This window comes from Labrys methylaminiphilus subsp. lupini, assembly GCF_051161885.1.
Taxonomy (GTDB): Bacteria; Pseudomonadota; Alphaproteobacteria; order Rhizobiales; family Labraceae; genus Labrys.
The window spans coordinates 3,595,412-3,620,603 of sequence record NZ_JBMDIH010000001.1; the positions used below are offsets into that span (position 1 = coordinate 3,595,412).

The 25,192-nt window shown below is 63.5% G+C and carries 25 protein-coding genes; 16 read left to right on the forward strand and 9 right to left on the reverse strand.

Annotated features, from left to right (window positions below):
• Positions 1-69 precede the first annotated feature (69 nt).
• The 7 genes from ACN6KF_RS17000 (at position 70) to ACN6KF_RS17030 (ending at position 7,194) form a co-directional block, all read left to right on the forward strand.
• A complete protein-coding gene (locus ACN6KF_RS17000; RefSeq protein ID WP_434957973.1) occupies positions 70-588 on the forward strand; it encodes a sigma-70 family RNA polymerase sigma factor in 519 nt (172 codons plus the stop codon).
• On the forward strand, positions 581-1,285 hold the full coding sequence (locus ACN6KF_RS17005) for an anti-sigma factor (protein WP_434957974.1): 705 nt from the start codon (positions 581-583) through the stop codon (positions 1,283-1,285). Before ACN6KF_RS17000 ends, ACN6KF_RS17005 begins: the two co-directional genes overlap by 8 nt.
• Before the next feature lie 120 nt (positions 1,286-1,405).
• Positions 1,406-2,410 carry a LacI family DNA-binding transcriptional regulator gene (locus ACN6KF_RS17010; RefSeq protein ID WP_434957975.1) on the forward strand — a complete coding sequence of 335 codons (1,005 nt, stop codon included), beginning with the start codon at positions 1,406-1,408 and terminating at the stop codon, positions 2,408-2,410.
• Between the two features lie 75 nt (positions 2,411-2,485).
• Positions 2,486-3,847 carry an ABC transporter substrate-binding protein gene (locus tag ACN6KF_RS17015; RefSeq protein ID WP_434957976.1) on the forward strand — a complete coding sequence of 454 codons (1,362 nt, stop codon included), beginning with the start codon at positions 2,486-2,488 and terminating at the stop codon, positions 3,845-3,847.
• A 253-nt stretch (positions 3,848-4,100) separates the two neighbouring features.
• Positions 4,101-4,997 (forward strand): carbohydrate ABC transporter permease, encoded by an 897-nt coding sequence (locus ACN6KF_RS17020; RefSeq protein ID WP_434957977.1) that lies wholly within the window; start codon positions 4,101-4,103, stop codon positions 4,995-4,997.
• On the forward strand, positions 4,990-5,832 hold the full coding sequence (locus ACN6KF_RS17025; RefSeq protein WP_434957978.1) for a carbohydrate ABC transporter permease: 843 nt from the start codon (positions 4,990-4,992) through the stop codon (positions 5,830-5,832). The genes ACN6KF_RS17020 and ACN6KF_RS17025 overlap by 8 nt, the downstream gene beginning before the upstream one ends.
• A 168-nt stretch (positions 5,833-6,000) precedes the next feature.
• The gene (locus tag ACN6KF_RS17030) at positions 6,001-7,194 is read left to right on the forward strand and encodes a glycoside hydrolase family 172 protein (protein ID WP_434957979.1); all 1,194 of its coding nucleotides are present in this window, start codon (positions 6,001-6,003) and stop codon (positions 7,192-7,194) included.
• A 134-nt stretch (positions 7,195-7,328) separates the two neighbouring features.
• Here ACN6KF_RS17030 and ACN6KF_RS17035 read toward each other — a convergent pair whose 3' ends face one another.
• Positions 7,329-9,500: an anthranilate synthase component I gene (locus ACN6KF_RS17035; protein ID WP_434957980.1), complete on the reverse strand. Its 2,172-nt coding sequence runs from the start codon at positions 9,498-9,500 to the stop codon at positions 7,329-7,331.
• Positions 9,501-9,793: 293 nt separating this feature from the next.
• On the opposite strand from ACN6KF_RS17035, the gene ACN6KF_RS17040 reads away from it, so the two are divergent.
• From ACN6KF_RS17040 to ACN6KF_RS17050, 3 genes are read left to right on the forward strand one after another with little or no spacing between them, the layout of a single operon-like run.
• Positions 9,794-10,786: an aliphatic sulfonate ABC transporter substrate-binding protein gene (locus ACN6KF_RS17040; protein WP_434957981.1), complete on the forward strand. Its 993-nt coding sequence runs from the start codon at positions 9,794-9,796 to the stop codon at positions 10,784-10,786.
• 8 nt (positions 10,787-10,794) lie between these two features.
• Entirely contained in the window at positions 10,795-11,634 is an 840-nt protein-coding gene (locus tag ACN6KF_RS17045; protein WP_434957982.1) for an ABC transporter permease, read from the forward strand.
• Complete coding sequence (locus ACN6KF_RS17050) at positions 11,634-12,386, forward strand: ABC transporter ATP-binding protein (RefSeq protein WP_434957983.1); 753 nt, start codon at positions 11,634-11,636, stop codon at positions 12,384-12,386. The genes ACN6KF_RS17045 and ACN6KF_RS17050 overlap by 1 nt, the downstream gene beginning before the upstream one ends.
• 115 nt (positions 12,387-12,501) lie before the next feature.
• On the opposite strand, the gene ACN6KF_RS17055 is transcribed toward ACN6KF_RS17050, so the two are convergent.
• Both ACN6KF_RS17055 and ACN6KF_RS17060 read right to left on the reverse strand, forming a co-directional pair.
• Positions 12,502-12,681: a hypothetical protein gene (locus ACN6KF_RS17055; RefSeq protein ID WP_149253802.1), complete on the reverse strand. Its 180-nt coding sequence runs from the start codon at positions 12,679-12,681 to the stop codon at positions 12,502-12,504.
• Positions 12,682-12,925: 244 nt separating this feature from the next.
• The gene (locus tag ACN6KF_RS17060) at positions 12,926-13,123 is read right to left on the reverse strand and encodes a hypothetical protein (protein WP_434957984.1); all 198 of its coding nucleotides are present in this window, start codon (positions 13,121-13,123) and stop codon (positions 12,926-12,928) included.
• A gap of 307 nt (positions 13,124-13,430) precedes the next feature.
• Between ACN6KF_RS17060 and ACN6KF_RS17065 the strand changes: the two genes are divergently transcribed.
• Both ACN6KF_RS17065 and ACN6KF_RS17070 read left to right on the forward strand, forming a co-directional pair.
• The gene (locus ACN6KF_RS17065; protein ID WP_149253800.1) at positions 13,431-13,673 is read left to right on the forward strand and encodes a DUF3297 family protein; all 243 of its coding nucleotides are present in this window, start codon (positions 13,431-13,433) and stop codon (positions 13,671-13,673) included.
• Positions 13,670-15,103 (forward strand): DEAD/DEAH box helicase family protein, encoded by a 1,434-nt coding sequence (locus tag ACN6KF_RS17070; RefSeq protein ID WP_434957985.1) that lies wholly within the window; start codon positions 13,670-13,672, stop codon positions 15,101-15,103. Before ACN6KF_RS17065 ends, ACN6KF_RS17070 begins: the two co-directional genes overlap by 4 nt.
• Before the next feature lie 10 nt (positions 15,104-15,113).
• On the opposite strand, the gene ACN6KF_RS17075 is transcribed toward ACN6KF_RS17070, so the two are convergent.
• Positions 15,114-16,010 (reverse strand): LysR family transcriptional regulator, encoded by an 897-nt coding sequence (locus ACN6KF_RS17075; RefSeq protein ID WP_434959693.1) that lies wholly within the window; start codon positions 16,008-16,010, stop codon positions 15,114-15,116.
• A gap of 114 nt (positions 16,011-16,124) precedes the next feature.
• Here ACN6KF_RS17075 and ACN6KF_RS17080 point away from each other — a divergent pair, with 114 nt between their 5' ends.
• Entirely contained in the window at positions 16,125-17,108 is a 984-nt protein-coding gene (locus ACN6KF_RS17080) for an aldo/keto reductase (RefSeq protein ID WP_434957986.1), read from the forward strand.
• 11 nt (positions 17,109-17,119) lie between these two features.
• Here ACN6KF_RS17080 and ACN6KF_RS17085 read toward each other — a convergent pair whose 3' ends face one another.
• Entirely contained in the window at positions 17,120-17,353 is a 234-nt protein-coding gene (locus ACN6KF_RS17085) for a tautomerase family protein (protein WP_434957987.1), read from the reverse strand.
• Positions 17,354-17,491: 138 nt separating this feature from the next.
• Positions 17,492-18,100, reverse strand: a complete 609-nt coding sequence (locus tag ACN6KF_RS17090) for a LysE family translocator (RefSeq protein WP_434957988.1) — start codon at positions 18,098-18,100, stop codon at positions 17,492-17,494.
• Positions 18,101-18,348: 248 nt separating this feature from the next.
• Between ACN6KF_RS17090 and gcvA the strand changes: the two genes are divergently transcribed.
• Complete coding sequence (gene gcvA / locus ACN6KF_RS17095; RefSeq protein ID WP_434957989.1) at positions 18,349-19,257, forward strand: transcriptional regulator GcvA; 909 nt, start codon at positions 18,349-18,351, stop codon at positions 19,255-19,257.
• 34 nt (positions 19,258-19,291) lie between these two features.
• Here gcvA and ACN6KF_RS17100 read toward each other — a convergent pair whose 3' ends face one another.
• The 3 genes from ACN6KF_RS17100 to ACN6KF_RS17110 form a co-directional block, all read right to left on the reverse strand.
• Positions 19,292-20,581: a hypothetical protein gene (locus tag ACN6KF_RS17100; protein ID WP_434957990.1), complete on the reverse strand. Its 1,290-nt coding sequence runs from the start codon at positions 20,579-20,581 to the stop codon at positions 19,292-19,294.
• A gap of 59 nt (positions 20,582-20,640) precedes the next feature.
• Positions 20,641-20,883: a hypothetical protein gene (locus ACN6KF_RS17105; RefSeq protein ID WP_434957991.1), complete on the reverse strand. Its 243-nt coding sequence runs from the start codon at positions 20,881-20,883 to the stop codon at positions 20,641-20,643.
• 94 nt (positions 20,884-20,977) lie between these two features.
• Positions 20,978-22,690, reverse strand: a complete 1,713-nt coding sequence (locus ACN6KF_RS17110; protein WP_434957992.1) for a trimethylamine N-oxide permease — start codon at positions 22,688-22,690, stop codon at positions 20,978-20,980.
• Between the two features lie 354 nt (positions 22,691-23,044).
• Here ACN6KF_RS17110 and ACN6KF_RS17115 point away from each other — a divergent pair, with 354 nt between their 5' ends.
• Together ACN6KF_RS17115 and ACN6KF_RS17120 are read left to right on the forward strand one after the other, a co-directional pair.
• Entirely contained in the window at positions 23,045-24,457 is a 1,413-nt protein-coding gene (locus tag ACN6KF_RS17115; protein WP_434957993.1) for an acyl-CoA dehydrogenase family protein, read from the forward strand.
• A gap of 164 nt (positions 24,458-24,621) precedes the next feature.
• Complete coding sequence (locus ACN6KF_RS17120; protein WP_434957994.1) at positions 24,622-25,158, forward strand: flavin reductase family protein; 537 nt, start codon at positions 24,622-24,624, stop codon at positions 25,156-25,158.
• Positions 25,159-25,192: the final 34 nt, after the last annotated feature.

Consider the following 25,192-nt stretch of genomic DNA (forward strand, 5'->3'; position numbering starts at 1 on the left):
GGAACCGGGACGGTCGGTTTGATCAGCATCAAAAGCTTCGAGGCAAAAGAAGGGACACTGGAAAGCCTGATGCGCGCCGTCGCCTCGGGCGACAAGGCTGCGTTCCGCAGCCTCTATGATGCGACCCAGGCGAAACTTTATGGGGTGGTCCTTCGTATCCTGCGCCAGAGAGCCACGGCCGAAGATGCATTGCAGGAGATTTATGTGAGGATCTGGGACAAGGCGGCGGATTTCGATCCCGGCAAGGCCTCCGCCATGACCTGGATGGCGACGATCGCCCGCAACCGCGCGATCGACATTCTGCGCAGTACACGGCACGCGGCCAATGCCGGTACCCAGGATCTCGACGAGTTGCCGGCCGAAAGCCTCGAACCACTTGAGGGCCGTCAACGCAGCGAGGAACTGCGACGCCTCATCGCCTGCCTCGCCGGCCTCGATGAGGAGCGGCGCCAGATGATCCTGCTCGCCTATTACCGAGGCACCTCGCGCGAAGCCCTCTCCCGGCGCTTCGAGCGGCCGGTCCCGACAGTAAAGACGTTGCTCCACCGTGGCCTCGCCCAGTTGAGGGAGTGTCTCGGTCATGACTGATCCCGACGACCTCGATCTGCTGGCAGGCGAATACGTATTGGGCACGCTTGATGCGGCGGAGCGGGCCGCCGTTGCGGCGCGGCGCCAGCGCGAACCGGCTCTCGATGTCGCCATCATGGCCTGGGAACGGAGCCTGGCACCCCTGGCCGAAACCATAGCGCCCGTGGAGGCGCCGGCCTCCTTGCTGCCAAGCATCCTGGCTCGCCTCGACAGTGGAACGGACAAGCTGGTTCCCCTGCTCGAAAGGCGCCTGCGGCGCTGGCGGATGACCGCCTTGGGTACCGGCGCGCTGGCCGCGGGGCTGGCCCTCTTCGCCCTCACGCCCATGCTGCACAATCCTGTGCAACCAGGCAGTTTCGTCGCCGTGCTGCAGAAGGACGCCGCCTCCCCCGCCTTCATCGTCTCGGTGAATGTCGAGGCGCGCTCCCTCACTATCCGGCCGGTAGCGGCCAGGCCTCAACCGAACAAATCCTATGAATTGTGGTTGGTGAACGACAAGCTCCCCGGCCCACGATCGCTCGGCGTGATCGGCGACCAGCCCTTCACGGTGGAGAAGGCGCGGCTGACCAGTCTGCCCGAACAGGTGGTGCAGCAGGCTGTCCTGGCCGTGACCCTGGAGCCGGAAGGCGGCTCCCCCTCAGGCCAACCCACCGGCCCTATCCTCTATTCCGGCACCTTGGTACAGGCGACGCCCTGATCCTCTGGCTGAGCGGACGTCTTGTTCGCGAACGGGACGTCCGCGCAGCCAGAGGATATTCGGGCAAAGAATTTATGCAAATCGATTTGCAAATGCATTCATCTTAGCTATCATGCCCAAGTGAGCACGATATCGAAAGTTGCCGAGAGAGCTGGCGTTTCACGCACGACCGTGTCGCATGCGATCAATCATGCCGATCGCGTCTCCAGGGAATTGCGCGAGCGCGTCGAGCAGGCGATCCGCGAATTGGGCTACCAACCCAATCCCCAGGCACGCAGCCTACGCACCGGGCGCACCGATACCGTCGCCATGCTGATCCCCGACATTCGCAACCCCTTCTATCCCGAACTGGTGAAGACGGCGCAGTCCGAGCTGGAGAATGTCGGCCTGGACATGCTGATCTTCAACACGGACGTGCCGGGCGGCCACTCCCAGGACCATGGCCGCGAATATCTCCAGCAGATCCGCAACCGCCGGGTCGATGGCCTCATCGTGGGCGATTTCGCCCTGCACGGCATGCATGACGTATTGGTGGGCATCGACATTCCCACCGTCTTCATCGGCCATTTGCCCAATCAAGCTGTCGACAGCATCAGGCTGGACGATTTCGGCGGCGGCTATCTGATGGGCGAATACCTCGCCCGCCAGGGACACAGGCGCATCGCCCATGTCACCGGCCCTGCCTTCTTCTCCGAGGCGATGGCGCGAGCCGACGGCTTCGAGAAGGCCCTGAGCGACAACGGCGTCACCATCGATCCTGCCTTGCGCTTTACCGGAAGCTATCTCGCGCCATCGGGCCGCGAGGCCGCCGCATGGCTCAAGCGCGAGCATGGCCATGCCCTGCCAACGGCCGTCTTCTTCGCCAACTACCTGATGGCTTCAGGCGCCCTCACCGAATTCTACGACAGCGACATTTCGGTGCCCGATGACATCGCCGTGTCCGTCTTCGACGACCTGCCGCAGCTCGAATATGTCCGCCCCCGCCTGACCAGGGTGGGCAACAGCCCGGCCGCCCTCGCCCGGCAGGCCACCGCCATGCTGCTGGAACGCCTGAGCGGCAGCTTCACCGGCGCGCCACGCACCACAACCGTGCCATCCATCCTGCACCCCTTCGATTCAGCCTGACGGGAACGCGGCGCGAGCCGCATCCGTTGAGAACGACAAGCCGGAGGCAAAACAGCCGGCAATAGGGAGGAAATCATGACTGTAAAGGCCGTGCGTCCCGAAAATCGCGTGGAAAAGGCCGGCATCAGCCGTCGCAGCCTGCTCGTCGCCGGCGCTGGCTTGGCAGGCGGGTTCCTGAACGCACCCTATCTCAACCGTTCCGGAGCCCAGGCCCAGGACGCCACCCTGAAATTCTGGCAGTTCTACGCGCCCGGTGGCGACGTAAAGCCCCAGGTCAAATGGTTCCAAGATCTGGTGGCAGCCTGGAATTCCGATCATTCCCCCAAAGTCGAACTCGAATATATCGTCAACAGCGAATACATCTCCGGCTCCAAGCTCGCCACCGCTTTCGCCTCCGGCCAGGGCCCCGACATCTTCCTGATCAGTCCCGGCGACTTTCTGCGCTACTACAATGGCGGCGTGCTGGCGGACCTGACACCCCATATCGAGGAAGCGGCCCGCACCGACTTTCCCGACAGCGTGATTGCCAACCGCAAGGTCGACGGCAAGATCTATGGCGTGCCCATGGAGGTCGAGCCGATGGCCTTCTATTATTCGGTCAAGGCCTTCGAGGAAGCCAAGCTGAACGAGAACGACGTTCCCAAGACCTGGGACGAGCTCCTCGAGCTTGCCAAGAAGCTGACGACGTCGAACCGCTATGGCGTGCTGTTCGAGACCACGCCCGGCTATTACCAGAACTTCACCTGGTACCCCTTCCTCTGGCAGGGCGGCGGCGAGATTCAGGGCAAGGACGGCAAGAGCGCCTTCGACTCGCCCGCCACCGTGCAGGCCCTCAAGCTCTGGCAGGATGCCATCCAGTCGGGCTCCGCGCCCCGACAGGTGGTCAGCGGCGGCTTCGACATCGTCTCCAATCTCGGTGCCGGCCTGACCGCCATGCAGAATGTCGGCATCTGGGGCATAGCCGCCATGGAGAACAATGCCAAGGACACGCCCTATGGCGTGTTCAAGCTGCCGATTCCGGCGAGTGGAAAGTATGTCACCGTCGGCGGCGGCTGGGCCTTCGTTGCCAATGCCAAGGGCCAGAATCCCGACGCGGCGGCCAAATTCTGCGCCTGGGCCCTGGCCTCGATGGACAAGGGATCGGTTCAACGGGTCGTCGACTGGTGCACGACCGCCAAGAGCGACATGCCGCCGCGCGCCAGCGCTCTTGCCGCCGGTTCCGCGGCCTTCCAAGCTGGCAGGATGGGCCTTTTCGCCAAGGAGATCTATCCGGGCACACGGGCCGAGCCGCGCGTGCCGCCCGAGGTCTACAAGATCATCTCCGACGCGATCCAGGCCACCCAGCTCGGCGGCACCGATCCCCGGGAAGCGGCAACGGCAGCCAGCCAGCAGCTCGACGCCTTCCTCGCCGGCTATAGCGGCGCGCCGATCCTGTGAGGGGCCGAGTGGGCTTTTTCCAGCCGAAATGCGCAAGGCGCGACCAGCCTTCTCCCCTTGCGGGTATCGTCCACTCCATTTGGAGTGGACTGGGTGCCCCGAAGGGGTGGATGAGGGGTGTTGGCAAAGACCTTGCAAGGCTGCGTATCTCCCCTCATCCGACATCGCCCCGCTCGGCCACCTTCTCCCACGAGGGGAGAAGGCTGGTCGCGCTTCATTCCGATCGCTCCGCCACGAGGCAAGGAGCCGCGCCATGACATCCACCCGCGCCTCCCGCCGCGATGTCCTCGCCGGCTATCTCTTCGTGCTGCCCGACGCCCTGGGCCTTGCCGTCTTCGTCGGCCTGCCGATGCTGCTCGCCCTCGCCATCGGCTTTTATGAGGTCGACGGTTTCGGCGGCTATCGTTTCGTCGGCTTGGCCAATTACTGGCGCATGTGGCGTGACCCGCTGTTCTGGACCTCGCTCAGGGTGACACTGCTCTATGCCGCCCTGCTGGTGCCCGCGCTCTACGTCTGCGGGCTCGGCCTCGCCTTGCTGGTGCAGCGTGGCGGGCGGTTCGAGACGATGATCCGCTCGATGTTCTTTGCCCCGCAAATGGTCAGCCTGGTGGTGGTCGCCATGGTCTGGCAGATCCTGCTGGTGGAGAAAGTCGGCATCCTTTCCCGCCTCCTCGGCTGGCTCGGCCTGCCCGGGCTCTCGCTGCTGGGCGATCCGAATCTGGCGCTATCAACTCTCGTGGCCGTCAGCGTCTGGTTCATGATGGGCTTCTACATGCTGATCTTCCTCGGCGGCCTGCAGGATATCCCGGCCGAATATTACGAGGCGGCCGAACTCGACGGCGCCGGCCCACTCGCGCGCTTTCGCTACATCACCCTGCCTTTGCTGCGGCCGACCAGCTTCTTCGTGGTGTTGGTCTCCGTGGTGACAGCGGCGGCCGGCGGCCAGGTCTTCGATCTCATCTATGTCATGACCAAGGGCGGCCCGGCCAATGCCACCTCGGCCCTGATCGTCTACATCTATCGCCAGGCCTTCCAGTTTGGCGCCTTCGGCTATGCCTCCGCCATGGCATCGCTGCTGGTGGCGCTGCTGATGACCGTGACCCTCATCCTGTTCAGGCTGACGCGGGGCGGGCGCTTCCATCATGCCTGAACGCAACGCCCCTGCCCTCGCCCCGCCGGGCCAGCTCGTGCGCTTCCTGTGGATGCTGGTCAGCCTGGTGCTGGCGCTGATGACGGTGTTTCCGCTGGTGTGGATGCTGGTGGTCGCCTTCAAGCCACCGGCCGAAGTGTTCCTGCCCGATCTCGTGCCGCAGCGGCCCACCATCGGCAATTTCCTTTATGTGCTGACCGAAATCCCCTTCCTGCGCTACCTCCTCAATTCCTTCCTGGTCTCGGCGATCGTCACCATCGTCGCGCTGTTCTTCCATTCCATGGCGGGCTACGCGCTGGCCCGGCTGCATTTCCCGGGGCGGGACGCGATCTTCCTCGCCATGTTCTCCACCTTCCTGGTCTCGCTGCCGGTGATCATCGTGCCGCTCTTCATCCTGGTCCGGGCGATGGGCATGCTGAATTCCTACGCCGGGCTGATCGTACCTTCGATCTTCAACGCCTTCGGCATCTTCCTCCTGCGGCAATACTATCTGTCGCTGCCGCGCGAATTGGAGGAAGCAGCCTTGATCGACGGCGCCGGGCGCTGGCGCATCTATTGGAGCATCGTGCTGCCGCTGAGCCGGCCGATCCTGGCGGCGCTGGCCATATTGTTCTTCCTGGCCAACTGGAACGCCTTCCTCTGGCCGCTCACGGTCGCCTCCGATTCCAGCCTGTGGGTGGTCCAGGTCGCGATTGCCAATTTCCGCAGCCAATATGCCGGCGCCTGGAACTATGTGATGGCGGCCTCGACCATTGTCGCGCTGCCGATGCTGATCCTCTTTGCTGTGTTCCAGCGCCAAATCACCGAATCCATCAAGACCAGCGGCCTGAAATGAGCCGAATTGTACGATCTCAAAAGCTGTCATTCCCGGCGTTGCCGCAGGCAACGGGAAGGGAATCCAGGGGCCATTACTCGGCAGCCCTGGATTCCCTTCCCTCGCCACTATGTGGCTCGCCGGGAATGACAGCGGTATTTCAAGTACCGTCCCATTGAGGAAGTGAGCATGACCCAGTCCGGACTTTCGCCCCTGCGTGGCCTCGCCAAACTGCGCGAAGGCCGCTCCCGCCGCTTCTCGAGCTATGACCGCACCGGCGGCAATGACGACAGGCTGCATATCGAGCCGGGGCAGACGGTTGTTATCGCCGAGCATGCCGGCACTGGCATCGTCACCCATATCTGGGCCACCCTCGCCTGCAAGAGCGAATTGTTCCTGCGCAAGATCGTGCTCCGGGCCTATTGGGACGGCGAGGAGCATCCGAGCGTCGAGACGCCGATCGGCGATTTCTTCGGCATGGGGCATGCCGCCACACGCAACTTCGCCAGCCTGCCGGTGCAGGCCAGCCCCGAGGACGGCAAGGCCTTCAACTGCTATTTCCCGATGCCGTTCGCCGGCCACATGAAGCTGACTGTCACCAACGAGGCCGAGGACGACCTGCTGTTCTACTATTATGTCGACCTCGAACTGCACGATGAGCTCGAGCCGGGGCTCGGCCGCTTCCATGCCCAGTATCGCCAGGACCGTCCCCAAGGCATGGACGAGGCGGGCCTCGCCAACGAGCAGTTCCTGTTCGGCGGCGAGACCGTCGACGGCAAGGACAACTACACCATCCTGGAGGCGGAAGGGCACGGCCATTATGTCGGCGTGCTCTACAGCGTCTATTCGCGGCGGCGCTCTGACCTGTGGGACTGGTATGGCGAGGGCGACGACATGATTTTCGTCGATGGCGAGCCAGGCCTGTCGGTCCCCGACACCATGCGCAAGCCCGATCCGCGCATCGGACCCAAGGCCGAGCCGATCGCGCCGCGCAACGAGAGCAGCCCCGGCGCCAACGATGCCTGGCCGCCCACTTTGCATGGTACCGGCACGGAGGACTACTTCAATACGGCCTGGTGCCCGACGCAGGACTACAGCGCGCCCTATCACGGTATCATCGCCGCCGGCGGCCCGAACTGGACCGAACCGGTGACGCTCTATCGCTGGCACATCGAGGACCCGGTGATCTTCCACAGATCGATCCGGGTCAGCATTGAGCACGGCCACGCCAACCGGCGTTCGGACGACCTCTCCTCGGTGGCGTTCTGGTATCAGGCCGAGCCGCACAAGCCCTTCGCGCCGCTACCCCCCATGACGGAGCGCCTGCCGACCTTCCGCCGCCCCTACGAGACCTGGAACCTGCGCATGGATGGTGGGAGCTGAGGAAGCGGGTTCGGAAGAGAGGTGACCTGCTGCTCACAAGAAGCCGTCAGGACTCCGCCGGGGTCCCCCTCCCCGAAACCGGGGAGGGATTCACCCGCCTCTTCCGGCAGCGATGAGGTCGTCCTTGCCGACCATTACTCCGCCGCGACAGCCACGGCTTCACCGCCGATCATCGCCAGCACGTTCTCGATTATCCGTCGGCCGATCTCGGGCCTCGTCATCACCGATTCCGGGTGGAACTGCACGGCGGCCAACGGCAGGGTGGCATGCTCCACCGCCATGATGACGCCGTTTGCGTCGCGCGCGGTAACCCGCAGTTCCGGCGGCAGGTCGTGCGCATCAGCATGGATGGAGTGATAGCGCCCTACCGAAAAGCTGCCGGGCAGGCCGGCGAAGAGCTGTCCATCCCCAGCTTCGATGCGTGAGGCCTTGCCATGCACGGGTTTCGGGAGCAGGTCGAGCCGGCCGCCGAAGTATTCGACCATGCCCTGCAGGCCGAGGCAGACTCCGAAAACCGGCAGCCCGCGCTGCAAGGCAAGCTCCAGGGTCCGGTGCATGGCGAAATCCTCGGGCCGCCCGGGCCCGGGCGAGAGCACCAGGAGGTCCACCGGCTCCCCATCCGCGAGCTTCTGCCGCGCCAGAGCCGGGCGCAGGGTTACGACCCCGGCACCGGCGGCGCGGAAATAGCCGGCCAGCGTGTGCACGAAACTGTCCTCATGATCGACCAGCAGCAGGCGCGGCCCGGACCCGGCCCTGCGTACCGGAGCTGCCGGCCGATCGGCCCGGACAGCATCCTCCTCGAGCACAGCCAGCATGGCGGAGGCCTTGAGCCGGGTCTCCGCCTCTTCCTCCCGGGGATCGCTGTCATGCAGCAAGGTGGCACCGACACGCAATTCTGCGATGCCGTCCTGCATACGGATGGTGCGCAGCGTCAGGCCGGTATTCATGGCGCCGTCGAAGGTGACCGCCCCGAAGGCCCCGCCATACCAGCGCCGGGCGCTCTTCTCCTCGGCCTCGATATGGCGGATCGCACCGCGCTTGGGCGCCCCGGTCACCGTCACCGCCCAGGCATGACTGAGGAAGGCATCGAGTGCGTCGTAGCCCGGCCGTATCAACCCCTCGACATGGTCGACGGTATGGATGAGGCGCGAATAGAGTTCGATCTGGCGCCGCCCGATCACCTTGACGCTGCCGGGCTCGCAGATGCGCGATTTATCGTTGCGGTCGACATCGGTGCACATGGTGAGTTCGGCCTCGTCCTTGACGGAATTCAGGAGTTCGCGGATGCGCTCGGCATCCTCCAGGGCATCGGCCCCGCGGCGGATGGTGCCCGAGATCGGGCATGTCTCGACACGCCGGCCGTCAACACGCACGAACATTTCCGGCGAGGCCGCCACCAGGAACTCGCCCTCGCCCAGATTGATCAGGGCGCCGAAGGGCGAGGGATTGGCGGCGGCAAGCCGGCGGAAGATCGTGCTGGGTTTTTCTGCACAGGCCACCGACAGCAATTGCCCCAGCACCACCTCGAACAGGTCACCCCGGGCGAAGGCGGCTCTGGCCCGTTCGACCATGGCGGCATACTCGCCGGGCGCATGATCGCTCTCGGGCGGCAGATCCGGGCCGGCCAGTTGGCGATAGGGATGGGGTTCGGTGGCACGAGGCAGGTTTCGGGTCGAGCGTCCGTCCACGCTGAAATCATAGCTCAGCCGTTGCGCCCGCTGGCGTGCATGATCGACCACCACCAGTTCGTCGGGCAGATAGAGCAGGAGATCGCGCTGATCCTCGGCCCGTGGCAACCGGAGATCCATCGGCTCGAACTGGAAGACGAGATCGTAGCCGAAGGCGCCATAGAGACCGAGATAGGGGTCGTCGGGCGCGGCGAAGAGTTCGATCACCGCCCGCAGCAACGAGAACAGGCTGGGCTGGCGGCTGCGCTCCTCCTCGGCAAACGCGCCTTGCGCCTCGCGCACCGTGCCCCCCAGATATCCCTCACCCGCGGCGAAAGTCTCGAAGAGGCCGAGCGAGCGCAAGCGCCCCTCGATCGTCGGCAGCAGGCAAGCGCCGCGCTGGTTGAGAGCCTCGATCCGAAAGCTCCGGCCCTTGCCGGTGATGACCAGCGGCGGATCGGCAAAGCCGACCTCCCCGCGCCGATAGCGCCCCGGCACCTCGCAGCCCGAGGAAAACACAGCGCCGCGCTGCTGGTCCAGGCTATCAGCGAGAGCGGACATGTTATGGGGGTAGTCGAGGTCGCGGCAGGCACGCTGGATCCGGATGCCGCCGGCCGAGTGGTAGATATGGTCCGTCATGGAGCCAACTCCGAGTTGGGGCCGTCTCGGATTGGGTGCTCCTGCGCTGATCTTTAAAAAATCAAAAGCCGCCCCTCCCGGGACGGCCAGATGAGCATGATCATGCGTGGCCGTCCGTGCTTAGACGGGCCACCACCAGCTTGCTGAGAAAGACGACATACGCATCCACGGATGCTAGCAGCCATGCCCAGCGAGAACAATCCCCTCCGGGTGGCCGAGCAAGGCATTTTTGTCTATTTTGTCTACAATCTTTATGTATTAATAAAATAAGGATCTGTTTTCGGAGATATGCCATGTCCCTCCCCGCTTTGCCGACCCGACGCCATTTCATTGCCGGCCTTGCCTCCCTCGTCGCGGGCGGCCTCGCGGCACCTCGGATCGCCAGAGCCGCCGACAATCCGTCCGAACTACGGATCGACTATGCCACCTACAATCCCGTCGGCCTGCTGATCCGCGACAAGGGTTGGCTGGAGGAGGAGCTCAAGGCCGACGGCATCGCAGTGCGCTGGGTCCAGTCCCTCGGCTCCAACAAAGCCCTCGAATTCCTCAATGCCAGCAGCATCGATTTCGGATCGACGGCGGGGGCGGCCGCCTTGGTCGGCCGCGTCAACGGCAACCCGATCAAATCCGTCTATGTCTATTCGCGCCCGGAATGGACGGCGCTGGTAACGCGTCCCGACACCGGCATTGCCAGCGTCGCCGATCTCAAGGGCCGGCGCGTGGCGGCGACGCGCGGTACCGATCCTCACATCTTCCTCATCCGCGCGCTGGCTTCGGCCGGGCTGAAGGAGAAGGACATCGCGCTCGTGCCACTCCAGCATGGTGACGGCAAGGCTGCCCTGATCCACGGCGACGTTGACGCCTGGGCGGGGCTCGATCCGATCATGGCCGGCGCCGAGGTCGAAAATGGCGCCAAACTCTTCTTCCGCGATCCCGCGCTCAACAGCTGGGGCGTCTTGAATGTGCGCGAGGCCTTTGCCGCCGCCCATCCCGAGCTCGTGCGCCGCGTGCTGGCCGTCTATGAAAAGGGCCGCCAGCATGCCCTCGCCAACCCCGCCGATCTCAAGCGGAGCCTGATCGCAGCCGCCAAGCTGCCCGATGCGGTGATCGAGCGCCAGCTCACCCGCACGGACCTGTCTACCGGCACCATCGGGGACGCCCAGCGACAGACGCTGATGGCCGCCGGGCAAGCCCTGCAGGGCGCCGGCGTGATCAAGGCCGAGATCGACGTGCCCGCGGCGGTGAACGGGCTGATCGACCCGCGTTTCGGCGCCCAGACGCAATAGGCCGGGCCATGACGGCACTCGAAAGCCCTATCGCGCCGGAGGCGTTGAAAGAGCGGCGCCCGGCGACCAGGCCCTCTCTTCGCCATGTCCGGCCTTATGTCGGGCTGCTTCTGCCCCTCACCCTCGCCTTGGCATGGGAATATGCCGTCCATTCCGGCTGGAGTGACGGACGACTGTTGCCGCCACCGAGCCGCATCGCCGCGACGCTGCTGGAGCTGGCGCGCAACGGCGACCTCACCACCCACATCCTCGCAACCCTGGCCCGTGTCGGGGCCGGCTTCTTCTTCGGCGCTCTCGCCGGCATCGCGCTCGGAGCTGCCTCCGGCTACTCGTCCTTGTTCCGAACCCTGGTCGATCCGACCCTGCAGGGCCTGCGCGCCATTCCCTCGCTGGCCTGGGTGCCGCTCTTCATCCTGTGGTTCGGCATTTTTGAGGAATCGAAAATCATCCTCATTGCCGTCGGCGTGTTCTTTCCGGTTTATCTCGGCGTCTCCAGCGCGATCCGCTCGGTCGACCGCAAGATCGTCGAGGTCGGTCAGGTCTTCCGGCTGAAGGGGCTGCGGCTGGTGCGGCGCATCCTCCTGCCCGCCATCCTGCCACAGGTGGTTACGGCCCTGAGGGTCGGCCTTGGCCTCGGCTGGATGTTCGTGGTGGCTGCCGAGATCATGGGAGCTTCCGAAGGGCTCGGCTATCTACTCGTCGATGGCCAGCAACTGGGCAAACCCGATGAGATCGTCGCCACGATCATCCTGTTCGCGCTGATCGGCAAGGCGAGTGACATGATCCTGGTCGCGCTCAGCCGTCCCTTCCTGCGCCATGAAGACAGTTTCGCCGGCGAGGATCGCTGATGCTGTCGCTACGCAATCTCGACAAGGTCTATGCCAATGGCACGCAAGCGTTGCGTGGCATCGACCTGTCCGTCGCGGCAGGAGAGGCCGTCGCCATCATCGGCGGTTCGGGAAGCGGCAAGAGCACACTTTTGCGCCTGGTCGGCGGCCTGGAGGCTGCGACCCGTGGACGGGTGGAGATCGAGGGCGCCCATCTCCGCGGCCCGGCCGAAACCGTCGGCTTCGTCTTCCAGGAACCTCGCCTGCTGCCCTGGCTGAGCGTTGCCGGAAACGTCGCCTTTGGCCTGGACGGCCTGCCCAGGAAGGAGCGCGACAGGTGGGTGGAAGAAGTTCTCGCACGCGTCGACCTGGAGGGACTGGGCGGAAGATGGCCCAAGGAATTGTCCGGCGGCATGGCCCAGCGCGTGGCCCTCGCCCGCACCCTGGCGGCACGGCCGCGCATCCTTCTCCTGGACGAGCCCTTCTCCGCCCTCGACGCGCTGACCCGCGCGAGCCTGCAGGATCATGTCGCCCGGCTTTGGCTGGAGGATCGGCAGACTCTCCTTCTCGTCACGCATGACATCGAAGAAGCGCTGCTGCTCGCCGATCGTGTCGTCATCCTCACGCCGAAACCGGGGCGCATCGAGGAAATAGTCACCGTCGACCTGCCCCGACCGCGAGATCGTGACGGCGCAGCCTTCGAACAGGCCAAGCGCTATTTGCGCAAGGCGCTCGATCGCTCCCTGCACAGCCAAGTGCCCGCCTTGGTCTGAAGCCTGCCCATGCCTGAAGCTGGTGGGATTCGATCTGCCCCCCAAAAGCAGAACGCGCCACCTTCAGGAAAGAAGGCGGCGCGTTCGAAATTCGTCCGTCGACGGAAGGCGGTGCTCAGGCAGCCTGGGCACCGTAGACCTGCTGGCGAGCGTGACGGATCATCTCCATACGGTCGGCGCGCAGATCACGCAGATCGCGGTCCGACAGGCTGTTGATCTCGTCGAGCAGGCGCAGGAACTCGGCCTGCTTGGCCATGCGGTCCTTGAAATAAGCAATGATGCTTGCGAAAATCATGATGATTACTCCTTTGTTGTCGGGGAGTATCCACCTTCTCATATTGCGGTGCAACATACATCGTCGCAATGCCGAATTGCATGGCTCGCATGGCTAACTGGCCGATTATGGCGAATTCTTAGCCAATTCGCTCAACACGTATGCAATATTGCATTCCTGACATAAATCCGCAACGCAATTGACATCTTCGCAGGCAGGCTGTGCCGCTGATTGCAGCACCCTGCCGCCTCAATGCCGATATAGCTCATTGCTTGGCGGCAGCGAGCTCCGCCTCGATGGTGGCGATCGATTCACGCAGCTTGGCCACGCGTTCTTCCGCCTCTCGAGCCAGGCGCTCGTAATGGGCGCCACGATTCTTTTGCACCGCCAGGACCTTGGCCTGCTTCTGGATGCTGGCGATCTCCGCGAGCATGCGAGCCTTCTTCATGGGCCGATCATCCATCGCGCCACTCCTTCATTCAATTTCGATAAGCCCTCCCTAAAGCAAAGCGCCTTTCGGTAGAAACGCTTTTTGCTCCGGAGCCGGAATGGAATGCGGCCAGCCTTTCTCCGCGAAAGGCATGTCCTATTGGATAAAATTCACATCAGGCGTTGGCTTTCGGCGCCCGGGGAGCTAATCCGGCATTCGACATCCCCAAGCGTTTTGCGATTTGCCGGTAACGGCAGGAAATGCAAGGACGCGTCGAAACGAAAAGACCGAGCAATGAAGCGTCGCGTCATGACGCTCCTTGCTCCAGGAGAGACAAAAGATGACCGATACCCTGCCCGATCGCCTCGCCTCCAATCCCGACAGCCCCTTCTTCGACCAGGCTCTGATGGAACGCGGCGTCGGTATCCGCTTCAACGGCGCCGAGAAGACGAATGTCGAGGAATATTGCGTCAGCGAGGGCTGGATCCGGGTCGCGGCCGGCAATGCCAAGGACCGGCGCGGCAATCCCCTGACCATCAAGCTCAAGGGCACGGTCGAACCCTATTTCCGCGACGAGGCGTGACTCTCGCGCCCCGACTCGTCCCCCGCCCGCACCAGATCGAGGCTGCTGAGGCGATCCTCGCCGCCCGGCGCGCGGGGCGGCCGGGCTTTCTCTTGGGGGATCTGACAGGTCTCGGCAAGACGCTATCGGCCTGGCTGGCGCTGAGCGCCATGCCCGAGCCGGAGATCCTGGTGATCTGCCCCAAGGGCGCCATCCCGCAATGGCGCCTGACCATGGCGCAGGCCGGCCTGCCGGCCAAGGCGGTCACCGTGATGAATTTCGAGCGCACGAAGACGCTGATGGCGCCGCCCGCCACCAGCACCAAGCGCTCGACCCGGGCCAAGAACAACGAGCTCGCCAAGCTCGGTACGCCCAAGCGCATCTGGCCACTGGTGGTCATCGACGAGGCGCATCGCATCCGCAACCCCAACTCGCAGCAGGGCCTAGTGTGCCGCCAAATGGCGGCGGCTGCCACTTTCACGCTCTATATGAGCGCCACCGCCGGTCAGGCGCCGCATGAACTCTCCTATCTTGCCCGCCTGCTCGCACGAGAAGACGACAAGAGGAAGGGCGAAGGCCTTAGCGGCGATCTCGACGGCTTCCGGGCCCTGATGAAGCGGCTCGGGATGGGGCGCGCCAAGGGGCGCTGGAAGAACTGGTCCTGGGAGCCCAACGAGGACGACCGCCGTACCATGTCCTCCCTGCTCTACAAGGGACACGATGCCATCGGCCTGCGCCGTCGCCCCGAAGAGATCGCCGGATGGCCGGAAGTGCAGCGCGAGGTGACCCCGACCGCACTCGATGCCGAAAGCCGGCGTCTCTACGAGGCAACCTGGCGCGAATTCCGCCGGGAACTCGGGCTCGCCGGCGGCTCGACGCGCCGGGCGGCGGGCTGGGCTGCCGATCTGCGCTTTCGCCAGAAGGGCAGCCTGCTGCGTATCACCGGTACCGCCGATTTCGCCGACGACCTGATCGGCAACGGCCAGCAGGTGGCCATATCCGTCGCCTTCCTGGAGACGAGTGCCCTCCTGGTCGAGAAATTGCGGGGCCATGGTTGGCGCGTCGATGCCATCAACGGCACGCAGAGCGGCGAACGCAACGAGGCGGTGCGCCTTGCCTTCCAGCGCGGCGAACTCGATGCCGTGGTGTTCACCGTCACCGAGGCGATCTCCCTCCATCGCGGCGAAATGCCGGGCGGGGAACGCGAGCGCTCGCTGGTGGTGCACGACATGCGCCACAGCGCCATCCAGCTCCAGCAGATCGAAGGACGCTGCCATCGCGACGGCCAGCGCGCGGTGATCTATTACGCCTACGCCGAGAACACGGTGGAGGAAAACATCGCCGCCACCGTGATCGGTCGCATGGCCGACATGGACGGCATGGCCGGCGACGATACCGCCATGCTCGATGCCATCGCCGGGGTGATCGAGGAAGCCGCCGAAGCGCGATAGTCTCGGCCAGTCACGGCCCGCGCCGATAGCGCAGGGCTTCGACCAGCAGGGCGAAAGCCGGGGACGCCTGGCGGCGGCTCGGATAATAGAGATGGTAGCCGGCAAAAGAAGCGCACCAGTCGTCGAGCACCCGGACGAGGCTGCCCTGTGCGATCAAATCCTGCACGGCGTCTTCCGGAACATAGGCGAGCCCCAGGCCGCCCAATGCCCCTCTCAGGCGCAAGGCGAGATTGTTGAAGACCAGCGGCCCCTCGACCCGCACCTTGAGTTCACGCCCTTCCTTCTCGAACTCCCAGGCGAATAGGCCGCCATAGGTCGGCAGCCGCATGTTGATGCAGCGGTGAGCGGTGAGATCCTGCGGCGTCACCGGCTTCGGCCGCCGGGCAAAATAGGCGGGCGCTCCGACCACCGCCATGCGCATGTCTGGACCGATCCGCACCGCGATCATGTCCTTGGCGACCTGCTCGCCGAGCCGCACGCCGGCATCATAACGCTCCGCCACGATGTCGGTGAGACCGTAGTCGACGATGATCTCGACATGAACGTCCGGATAGCCCGGCAGCAGACGTTCCACTGCGGGCCAGAGCACGGTTTCGGCGGCGTGCTCGCCCGCCGTGAGGCGGATCGTGCCGGCCGGCTTGTCGCGAAACGCGCTGAGGGCTGCGAGTTCGGCCTCGATTTCCTCGAAGCGCGGCCCGAGATTCGACAACAGGCGCTCGCCGGCTTCGGTCGGCGCGACGTTGCGCGTGGTGCGGACCAACAGCCGCAGGCCCAGCCTTTCCTCGAGGCCACGCATGGCATGGCTCAGAGCCGATTGCGAGACGCCGAGCTGTGCCGCGGCCCGGGTGAAGCTGCGTGCTCTTGCGACGGCCAGGAAGGCGACCAGATCGTTGAGGTTCTCGCGCATCACTCATGAACTTTCCTCATGATTACATGCCGATTTATCCACCTAATCGCAAGCTCTGCCTTGGCCTAGAGTCCGCGGCACATGGAACCAACACAACGAAACAGGACGAAAACCATGCAAAGACGCATTCTTGGACATGGCGGATTGGAGGTCTCGGCCATCGGCCTCGGCTGCATGGGGCTCAGCTATGGCTATGGGCCGGCCGTCGAACGGCAGGCCGGCATCGCTCTCATCCGTGCAGCGGTGGAGCGGGGGGTCACCTTCTTCGATACGGCCGAAGCCTATGGCCCCTTCGTCAACGAGGAACTGGTTGGCGAGGCACTGGCGCCGTTCCGCGACCATGTCGTGATCGCCACCAAGTTCGGTTTCAAGGACGGCGACGTCCAAGCCGGACTGGACAGCCGGCCGGAACGCATCCGGGCCGTGGCCGAGGCCGCCCTCACCCGCCTCAGGACCGATCGCATCGACCTGTTCTATCAGCATCGCGTCGATCCGGCCGTGCCGATCGAGGATGTCGCCGGCACCGTCCGGGATCTGATCCGCGAGGGCAAGGTCAAGCATTTCGGCCTGTCGGAAGCCGGCGCGAAGACGATCCGGCGTGCTCACGCAGTTCAGCCGGTCGCTGCTCTGCAGAGCGAATATTCGTTGTGGTGGCGGGAGCCCGAACGGGAGATCCTGCCGACACTCGAGGAGCTCGGCATTGGCTTCGTGCCTTTCAGCCCGCTCGGCAAGGGTTTCCTCACCGGGGCGATCACCGAGCGCACGAGCTTCGACAGCAGCGACTTCCGCACCATCGTGCCGCGCTTCTCTGCGGAGGCACGCAAGGCAAACCAGGTCCTGGTGGACCTGCTCACGCAGCTGGCGAAACAGAGATCAGCCACGCCGGCGCAGATCGCGCTGGCCTGGCTGCTGGCCCGCAAACCGTGGATCGTGCCGATCCCCGGCACCACCAAGCAGCATCGGCTGGAGGAGAACGTCGGAGCGATCGACATCGAACTGTCGCCGGCCGACCTCGCCGAGATCGAAGCGGCGGTCTCCGGGATTGCCGTGCAGGGTGATCGATATCCGGCACATTTGCAGGCGCGGGTCGATCGCTGAGCGCTATTGGCTCACCCGAGCGGGTCGTAGCCGGGCTTCTTATAGACGAGGTCCGGCTTGTCCTTGATGTCGGGGATATAAACCTTCTGGGTCCACTCGTCCTCCGGCACATCCTCGATCGAGACCGAAATCGACTTGTCCTGGCTGTTCAGACTGTCGATCACGGCCCGGGTCAAGGCGTCGGCGAGCTTGCGCTTCTGGTCCTCGGATCTGCCGGGCAGCATCTTCACGATGATGTGGGGCATGGCTCTCTCCGCTTTCCGGTGCCCGGCGAATACAGGCACGATTCCAGCAGCGCTCATAGACCGGTTGAGCCGGCCAAGCCAGGGCCCCTTACGGGGCGCCGTCTCGGAGGGCGGAAAAACGCGCCATCGCACCGATCCTCAATTGATCGCGGTAAAGGCCGCGACCAGCAGCATGCAGGTACCGAAGGCCCAACTCTGGGTCCGCTGGGCGCGCTCGGAGCGAAAGCGTCCGAGGAGGCTGGCGCCGGCATAGATCCAGAGAAAGTGACAGAGCACCGAGATCAGCACGAAGCCCGTCGTGAGCTGGATGACGGTGCTGGTGACCCCGGCGGCCGGATCCAGGAACTGCGTGAACATCGCCAGAACCATCGAATGGATCTTGGGATTGACGGCAACGGCCAGGATGCCGTCGACGAGGCCGAGATGCGGCTGAAGCCTGCGCTCCAGACTGGCGGCATGGCTCGCCGACCGGAAGAAGCTCCAGGCCAGATAGAGGAGATAGGCAATGCCCGCCAGTTTCAGCCCGAATGCGAAACCGGGATGGGCGCGGACGACCTCGCCAAGGCCAAAGCCATAGATCAGGCAAAGCGCCAGATTGCCGATCTCGAACCCCACCCAGAAGCGTACCGAACCGCGCACGCCATGCTGGGCGCCCATGGCGGTGAGCACGGTATTGCCCGGTCCGGGGCTGATGACCAGCGGCACCGCGTAACCGACGAAGAGAATCCAGACATTCCAGACGAGCATGGCGATCTCATTTCAACGAGCCGAACCGGGCGAGGCGCCGGTGCACTGAAGCGTTTTGCGATTTGGTGGAATCATCAAGAATCGCAAAGACGCTCCAGCCAATCCTACGGATTGGCTTGGGAACAGGGAGCTGGAGCAAATGGGCGTTCACGCTTGAACGCACTTTGCTCTAGGGGATGGAAACACCACTTTTCGGGCCCGACAAAACGATCTATTTTCACCGCCTCCATGAACTGGATTCATCGAGCATGCGTCGCCTTCCGCCGCTTGTGGCTGTCCGCGCCTTCGAGGCCGGTGCCCGGCACCTTAGCTTCACCCGGGCTGCCGACGAACTATGCGTGACCCAGACGGCGATCAGCCATCAGGTGCGCCAGCTCGAGACCTGGCTGGGCGTGCGGCTGTTCGAGCGCTCTGGCCACGCCTTGCGGTTGACCGAGGCCGGGCGCACTTTTCTTGCCGAAGCCGGCGAGTTGCTCGATCGGCTGGCCGCGGTAACCGAGCGCTTGCGCGGCCGTCGTGACGGCCCCCTGCGCATCACGGTGCTGCCTTCCTTCGCCACCTGTTGGCTGGTGCCCCGGCTTGGACGCTTTCGCCAGAGCCATCCCAATATCGAATTGAAGCTGACAAGTTCGCCGGAAGCGTGGGCTTTCACCGAGGATCGTTTCGATCTCGGCATCCGCTCCGGCCTCGGCCGCTGGCCGGGGCTCAAGGCCGATCTGATCGCGCAGGAGGCACTCAGCCCGGTCTGCAGTCCGAGGGTCGCGGCAGGCCTGCCCTCCCCCTGCACGCCTTCGGACCTGCTCGCCACCCATCTGCTGCACGACACGCCCAAGGACGCGTGGTCGCGCTGGTTCCGCCATGCCGGCCTGCCCGAAGCCACCATTGCCGCGGGACATGCCTTCGACGATCATAGTCATCTGCTACAAGCAGCTGCTGAAGGACAAGGCATGGCGCTCGGCAAGCTCTTCCTGGCCGAACGAGCCTTGCACGAAAGCCGCCTGGTACGCCCGGTCGATACGATCCTGCCCAACGACTACAGCTATTGGCTGGTCTATCCCCGCACCGTCGCCGGACGGCCGGAGGTCGCCCTCTTCCGCAACTGGCTGTTGGCGGAAGCCAAGGCCACCACGGCCCATCTCGCGATTCAGGGCGCGTAGATCACATCACAGACTTCCAGCTCACTTGCCGATCTCAGCGCATTTTTAATCGCTTGAGTTGCGCGGAGACGGAACGCAGCGGCTTCGTCAATCGCCAACTCGCGGACCCCCGCATGAGCGATGTAACCCGCTGCAACTGGGCATTCTCCTGCTGCAGAATGTCGATTTGAGCTTCCAGACGCGCACTGCGAGGCTCCAGATCCCCAATATAAGCTTCCAGTTTTGCAATGTGGGCCTCCAGGCTTGGGAGATGCTCGACCCAATCCACGGCGGTTCCCTCTTTGGAAGCCCTATAGCCAGAACTCCGGCTTCGAACATGGAGCGCGGCCATGTCGGCCGGCATTGCCGGCGCCACAGTTTCCTCGTCTTTTACAAGGGGCCCGAACATGGACCAGGCTTCCATCTGCTCCCAAATGCGTTGAAGCTGCAGGCGGCGGCGGATGGCCTGATAGGCTTCCTCCGACAGCGGCATACCGCCACCTTTCCTGAGCATGACGAGAAACTCGCAGCCCCGTGCCCGCGTGAGCGTTTCAACGGTTGCATCCAGAATTTCATATTGACGCAATTCCAGCAGAATCAGAGCCAACGCCGATGGCGTCAGATAATATTCGTGGCTGTCGACATAATCCGGTGCCGCTGATGACGCCTCGGCAGTGGAGCAACGATTGCGATCAAAGGAAGCAGCGAAGGCGAAGTCCTTGACCCACCCTTGCCCCCAGGCAATATCGGCCCTATCGCCCGAAAGGACCTCGATATTGGTTGCCCAGCGATAAAAAGCCTCGAAGGTGTGACGTGAGCGGTTTCCCCTATAGTCCGACATGACTTTGGCGATATCGGTCGTGGGCTGAAAGAAGTCGAAACAATATCGCTTGTCAGGAACGATAAGGGCCAGCCCGCCACCTTGCGAAAGCAAAGCCATGCAGTCGACGAGGAATCCGGCAAGATTGGTCGTGTGTTCCACGACGTGAGAAGCAAGGACCAGGTTGAACCGTCCTTCGCCGGTGAGGGCCGATATCGGGCCGCCGGTCCACACGTGATCGACGGTCTCGATCAGGGCAACATCAACACCGTGTGCCCTGTATATGCGCTGCAGCGTCTCCTGATCGGCGTGGTCGACTGTCTCGACATTGAAGCCTCGCGATTTCGGCAGCACGGGCCTGTAGCTCGGACCGATCTCAAGGACCGGCTCGAGCGAGGATATGCTGCTCCGAATGAAATCACGGAAATCACCGATGAGGCGATCCTGTTCGGCGTCGCTGTCGCGGGAGAAGAAAATAGAGGAGCCGCCCGCATGATCTCGAGTTTGGGTCGTTTCGCCGCCCATGCCAATCCTCAGCCCTTACCTGTCAGAACTCTCCACCCTCCGAACAAATATAACGAGATTCACTTGTTCGCACATGGCGCCTGATACTGGCTTCCAGGATTAACAGTGGCTTTGTTATCGCGGGCTCGAAAAATCATCCCGGGTTCGGCCCCCAAAAGCCTGGGATCAGGTTTAAGCCGAAAACCGACATCGCCGCTCTCGCGCGCTTCCTCGGCGCCCTGGTCCAGGGCATGTCCGTGCAGGCGCAGGACGGCGCCAGCGCCGACGACCTCGCCGGCATAGCGCGGATCGGTATCGCTCAACTGGAACAATATCGGCTTGATCGCAGGCCAGCCACCTCAAACGTAAAACGGGGCGCCGAAGCGCCCCGTGTATGATCGAGCCCATGCGGCCTTGTCAGAGAACGAAATACCAGTTCGCCAGCAGCACCACCGCCAGGCCGGCCACGAGCGTGAGATAGGGCAGGATGCCAGCCTTTTTCTGCTGAAGGTCGACGGACCGTAGACCGAGGTCGTCGAGCATATGCTCGGGGAACTTGCCACCATCCTGGATATAGTGCCGATAGCAGAACACCGGGATGATGAGGGAGGCGGTAAAAAGGCCGGCCCACAGCGCCAGAGGATTCCAGACCTTCGCGCCCGCCCCCATGAACATCGCATTCACATAGGCGAAGATGGCACCGATGGCGATGACGAAGGTGGGCGCCTTCCAGGGCCTGTTGATGTGGCCATTGTCCATGCGATGGATCCAGCCGGCGTTGAGGTTGAGGAAATTGAAGATGATGTAGCCGCAATTCGACACGGCCAGGATGAAGAAGAAGCTGGTGGCGTCAGCCGCGGCGATGGCGAGCAGCAGCAGATTGAAGATGAGGTCGGTCCACATCGCCCGCGTCGGGGCGCCATGCGAGTTCACATGACTCAGATATTTGGGCAGCCAGCCATCCACCGAGCCCTGGTAGAGCGTGCGGGAGGAACCGGCCATCGCGGTCATGATGGCCAGGATCAGTGCCAGAATCATCAGCATGACCAGGAGCTGGCTGATGAGGGCGCCGCCATGCACCATGTCGGCCATGGCTGCCGCCACGCCCGAGCCGTCCACGATGGGGGTGGCGAGCATGCCGTTCAATCCGAGCACACCCTGGAAGGTGAAGGGCACCAGGATGAACAGCAGCATGCACAGCAGGCCGGAATAGAAGATGGCCTTGAAGGTATCCCGGCCCGGGTCCTTGAACTCGCTGGTGTAGCAGACCGCGGTTTCGAAGCCATAGGTCGACCAGGCGGCAATGAACATGCCGCCGAGCACCAGGGTCCAGCCCGCTACGTTCCAGCTACCCGGCGCCGGCGCATAGGCCGTGGCGAGCGGCACCAGCGGGGAATAGTTGGCCCAATTGATCTGGCCGGTGACGATCGGCACGATGCCGACGATCAGCATCGGGATGATCACGACCAGGCCGATGATCTTCTGGGTGTTGGCGGTGCCGAGAATGCCGCGATGCTGGATCGCGAAGGTCAGAAGCATCAGCGCGGCACCGATGAAGAAGACCGAATTGAGGGAGAAGCCGAAGAGCGGGAAGGTATGGCTGAACAGCGTCCAGGTGCGGATCGCCGGGGTCGCCGCCGCCGTCACTGCCGTGATCGCATCGGCCGGCACCGTGCCGGCATGGGCAGCGATATAGGCCAAAACTTCGGGCGAACTGTCCGTAAAGACCGGAATCGGGAAGAGAGCATTGAGAATATAGCCGGCGGCGATCGAGCAGCCGAGCGACAGCACGGGCGACCAGGCGAACCAATTGCACCATACCGACAAGGGCGCGATGAACTTGGAGTAACGCAGCCACGCCGTGGCGCCATAGACGGAAGAACCACCCGATTTGTTGGGAAACAGGCCGGCGATCTCGGCATAGGTGAAGGACTGGATGAAGCCCATGATCATGGAGGCCGTCCAGATCAGGAAGGCCGGCGTGCCCGTCGTCCCGGCGATGCCGCCGATCGAGAACAGCACCAGCGGCGGCACGCCGCTTGCAACCCAGAAGGCTCCTCGCCAATCGATATGGCGCAGCAATTGGCTGTCGCCGCTCGCGCTCGTGTTTGCGTCAGTTGTCGCCGTCATTGTGTTCCCCGGATCTGATCGAATGCACTGGATGCTGGGGCGGTACTGGCTGCGAGAGTTCCATAACGGCTCTCGTCTTCACCCACCGTCTCTATTTTTTTCCTGCGAGTGAAGAGTGACACACTCTCAGGAAGCGTCAACCTTTAGTTTTCTGCGTTTCCTTCTCAAATGACGGTTTTTTGCTTATTTTTTGAGCATTCGCGCATTCCGGCCAGAACGATGCAAACGTCGTCCTGCAAAAAGAATCCGGGCCGATAAAATTTCCTGCTGGACAAACTTGTTTCTTCTCTGGAAACTTCAGCTGTCACCATGCGAGTAAAAAGCATGGGACCGAACCATTCGAAGGATGCCCATATGTCGTCACGCAAGATGTGGGGGAATGAGCCGTTCTGGGGCCTCGGTTTCGAGTGGGATCCGCAATGGATGCTGACCGAGCGCCAGAAGACGTTGCAGGCCAAGCTCATCGAGCTGTGCCAGACGGAGATGCGCGCCAACGCCATCGAAAGTGACAGGAACCGCGCCTATCCGCGCAAGAATTTCCAGATCCTGGCTGAGCACGGCTTTCTGGGTCTGATCGTGCCCAAGGAGCTCGGAGGCCAGGGCGAGAATCATATTTGCGTCGCCATGGTGGTGGAGACCGTCGCCCGCTATGGCTGCGCCTCCACGGCGATGTGCTATACCATGCATACTGGCGCCGTCGCCGCCGCCCTGCTGCGCCATCATGACAATGCAGCCCTCAAGGACATCCTCCGCCGTCTCGACAAGGACTGCCTGATCGGGACGCTGTCCTATTCCGATCCGGAAACCGGCTCGCATTTCTGGTATCCGATCTCTTCCAGCGTCGAGGAGACCAAGGAAGGCTGGCACGTCCGCAAGAAGGCGTCCTGGACCACCTCCGGCGGTTTTGCCGACTGGTACATCGTCCAAACGACCTCTCCCAATTTCAACGGCAATTACGCCGACCTCTCCTGTTTCCTCATCCTCGGCGACGAGATCACCAACGATCCCGGCAGCTGGAACGGCCTCGGCCTGCGCGGCAACCAGTCCGGCCCGCTGGAAGTCAACAAGGTGGTGCCGCGCAACCGTCTGGTCGGCCCGATCGGGGACGGCGCGCGCTCCAATGACGAGGTGGTCGATCCCTTCTTCCTGCTCTGCTCCTCCGCCTGCTGGAGCGGCATCGCCATGGGCATGATCGACATCGCCAAGGCCCATACCACCAAGAAGACCCACAAGGATGTCGGCATGCGGGTGGCCGACTACGCCACCATTCAGGACTATGTCGGCGAAGCCATCATCGACACCAACGTGGTGCGCTCGATGGATTTCCTCATCGCCAAGGCGCTGGACGACGCCACCGGCAACAATGACTGGTCCGTTCACAAGAACGATGTGTCCTTCCTGCCGCGTGCCGGCCTGCTGCACTGGCTCTGGCAGCTGAAATTCGCTGCCGCCAAGAACGTTGCCGCCGTTTCCGACAAGATGCTGCATGCCTGCGGCGGCACCGGCTACAAGCCCGAGCTGCAGATCGAGCGCTATCTGCGCGACGCCAAGGCCGGCTGGGTGATGGGGCCCACCAACGAGGTGCTGCGTCAATTTGTCGGCAAGACCTCGCTGCTCGGCTTCGAGGCGGTCGACTATTGGAACACCTCGATCAACGAGCGCGTTCTCAACAACGAGATCAAGAAGATGGATGTGGACGCCAAGCGCGCTCTGGCCGAGCGGCTACTGGCGGAAATCAATCCCCCAGCCATTCGGAAGACGGCGTAAGATGGGGGCCCCTATGACGCGATCCTCGGCGGGACGTGCGGTCCGTCATGATGCCCTCGCCGGCAGAGCGACGACGGCGTCGAGCGGCCTCCCGGATTCACGCGAATCCGGAGTATACCGGGATCGGCGCGCAAGCGCCGGCGACGGTAAGGGTGTGAGGCAAGATGGTCCAGGGTTCTGCAAAAAAGCCGGAGACGGCGGATATCGTCCAGGAATCCATCGATCCGCTGCGCTTTCGCGGAGCACTCGGGCTGTTTGCCACCGGCGTCACCGTGGTGACGGCCACCCATCCGACCGCCGGGCTGATCGGCATCACGGCCAATTCCTTTTCCTCGGTCTCGCTCGATCCGCCACTGGTGCTGTTTTCCATCGCCAACACGGCGCGCAGCCTGTCGGCCTTCCTGGAAGCGCCGGGCTTCTGCGTGAACGTGCTGCGCAAGGAACAACGCGCCCTTTCCGCCCGCTTCGCCCGGCAGAACCAGGACAAATGGACGGGCGTGGCCTACACGGCAGGGCGCTTCGGAGCGCCGATCCTGCCCGAGACCATGGCGGCCTTCGACTGCTTGCATCACGCCCAGTACGAGGGCGGCGACCATCGCATCATCGTCGGCCGGGTGGTCGACATGGAGCACAATGTCGAGGGCGAGCCGCTGCTCTTCTTCGGTGGCCGCTACCGGGTGCTGGGAGAGGAAGCCCAATAGGACTGCATATCGCCAATCATTCGGGCTCTTCCCG

Excerpts from the sequence above, each read along its gene's own strand:
- gcvA (WP_434957989.1), top strand. The coding sequence starts at position 18,349 with ATGCGTCGCCTTCCGCCGCTTGTGGCTGTCCGCGCCTTCGAGGCCGGT.
- ACN6KF_RS17030 (WP_434957979.1), top strand. The coding sequence starts at position 6,001 with ATGACCCAGTCCGGACTTTCGCCCCTGCGTGGCCTCGCCAAACTGCGC.
- ACN6KF_RS17085 (WP_434957987.1), bottom strand. The coding sequence starts at position 17,353 with ATGCCCCACATCATCGTGAAGATGCTGCCCGGCAGATCCGAGGACCAG.
- ACN6KF_RS17025 (WP_434957978.1), top strand. The coding sequence starts at position 4,990 with ATGCCTGAACGCAACGCCCCTGCCCTCGCCCCGCCGGGCCAGCTCGTG.
- ACN6KF_RS17020 (WP_434957977.1), top strand. The coding sequence starts at position 4,101 with ATGACATCCACCCGCGCCTCCCGCCGCGATGTCCTCGCCGGCTATCTC.
- ACN6KF_RS17015 (WP_434957976.1), top strand. The coding sequence starts at position 2,486 with ATGACTGTAAAGGCCGTGCGTCCCGAAAATCGCGTGGAAAAGGCCGGC.
- ACN6KF_RS17000 (WP_434957973.1), top strand. The coding sequence starts at position 70 with ATGCGCGCCGTCGCCTCGGGCGACAAGGCTGCGTTCCGCAGCCTCTAT.
- ACN6KF_RS17065 (WP_149253800.1), top strand. The coding sequence starts at position 13,431 with ATGACCGATACCCTGCCCGATCGCCTCGCCTCCAATCCCGACAGCCCC.
- ACN6KF_RS17120 (WP_434957994.1), top strand. The coding sequence starts at position 24,622 with ATGGTCCAGGGTTCTGCAAAAAAGCCGGAGACGGCGGATATCGTCCAG.
- ACN6KF_RS17115 (WP_434957993.1), top strand. The coding sequence starts at position 23,045 with ATGTCGTCACGCAAGATGTGGGGGAATGAGCCGTTCTGGGGCCTCGGT.
- ACN6KF_RS17110 (WP_434957992.1), bottom strand. The coding sequence starts at position 22,690 with ATGACGGCGACAACTGACGCAAACACGAGCGCGAGCGGCGACAGCCAA.
- ACN6KF_RS17080 (WP_434957986.1), top strand. The coding sequence starts at position 16,125 with ATGCAAAGACGCATTCTTGGACATGGCGGATTGGAGGTCTCGGCCATC.
- ACN6KF_RS17100 (WP_434957990.1), bottom strand. The coding sequence starts at position 20,581 with ATGGGCGGCGAAACGACCCAAACTCGAGATCATGCGGGCGGCTCCTCT.
- ACN6KF_RS17050 (WP_434957983.1), top strand. The coding sequence starts at position 11,634 with ATGCTGTCGCTACGCAATCTCGACAAGGTCTATGCCAATGGCACGCAA.
- ACN6KF_RS17045 (WP_434957982.1), top strand. The coding sequence starts at position 10,795 with ATGACGGCACTCGAAAGCCCTATCGCGCCGGAGGCGTTGAAAGAGCGG.
- ACN6KF_RS17090 (WP_434957988.1), bottom strand. The coding sequence starts at position 18,100 with ATGCTCGTCTGGAATGTCTGGATTCTCTTCGTCGGTTACGCGGTGCCG.
- ACN6KF_RS17060 (WP_434957984.1), bottom strand. The coding sequence starts at position 13,123 with ATGGATGATCGGCCCATGAAGAAGGCTCGCATGCTCGCGGAGATCGCC.
- ACN6KF_RS17040 (WP_434957981.1), top strand. The coding sequence starts at position 9,794 with ATGTCCCTCCCCGCTTTGCCGACCCGACGCCATTTCATTGCCGGCCTT.
- ACN6KF_RS17005 (WP_434957974.1), top strand. The coding sequence starts at position 581 with ATGACTGATCCCGACGACCTCGATCTGCTGGCAGGCGAATACGTATTG.
- ACN6KF_RS17035 (WP_434957980.1), bottom strand. The coding sequence starts at position 9,500 with ATGACGGACCATATCTACCACTCGGCCGGCGGCATCCGGATCCAGCGT.
- ACN6KF_RS17075 (WP_434959693.1), bottom strand. The coding sequence starts at position 16,010 with ATGCGCGAGAACCTCAACGATCTGGTCGCCTTCCTGGCCGTCGCAAGA.
- ACN6KF_RS17055 (WP_149253802.1), bottom strand. The coding sequence starts at position 12,681 with ATGATTTTCGCAAGCATCATTGCTTATTTCAAGGACCGCATGGCCAAG.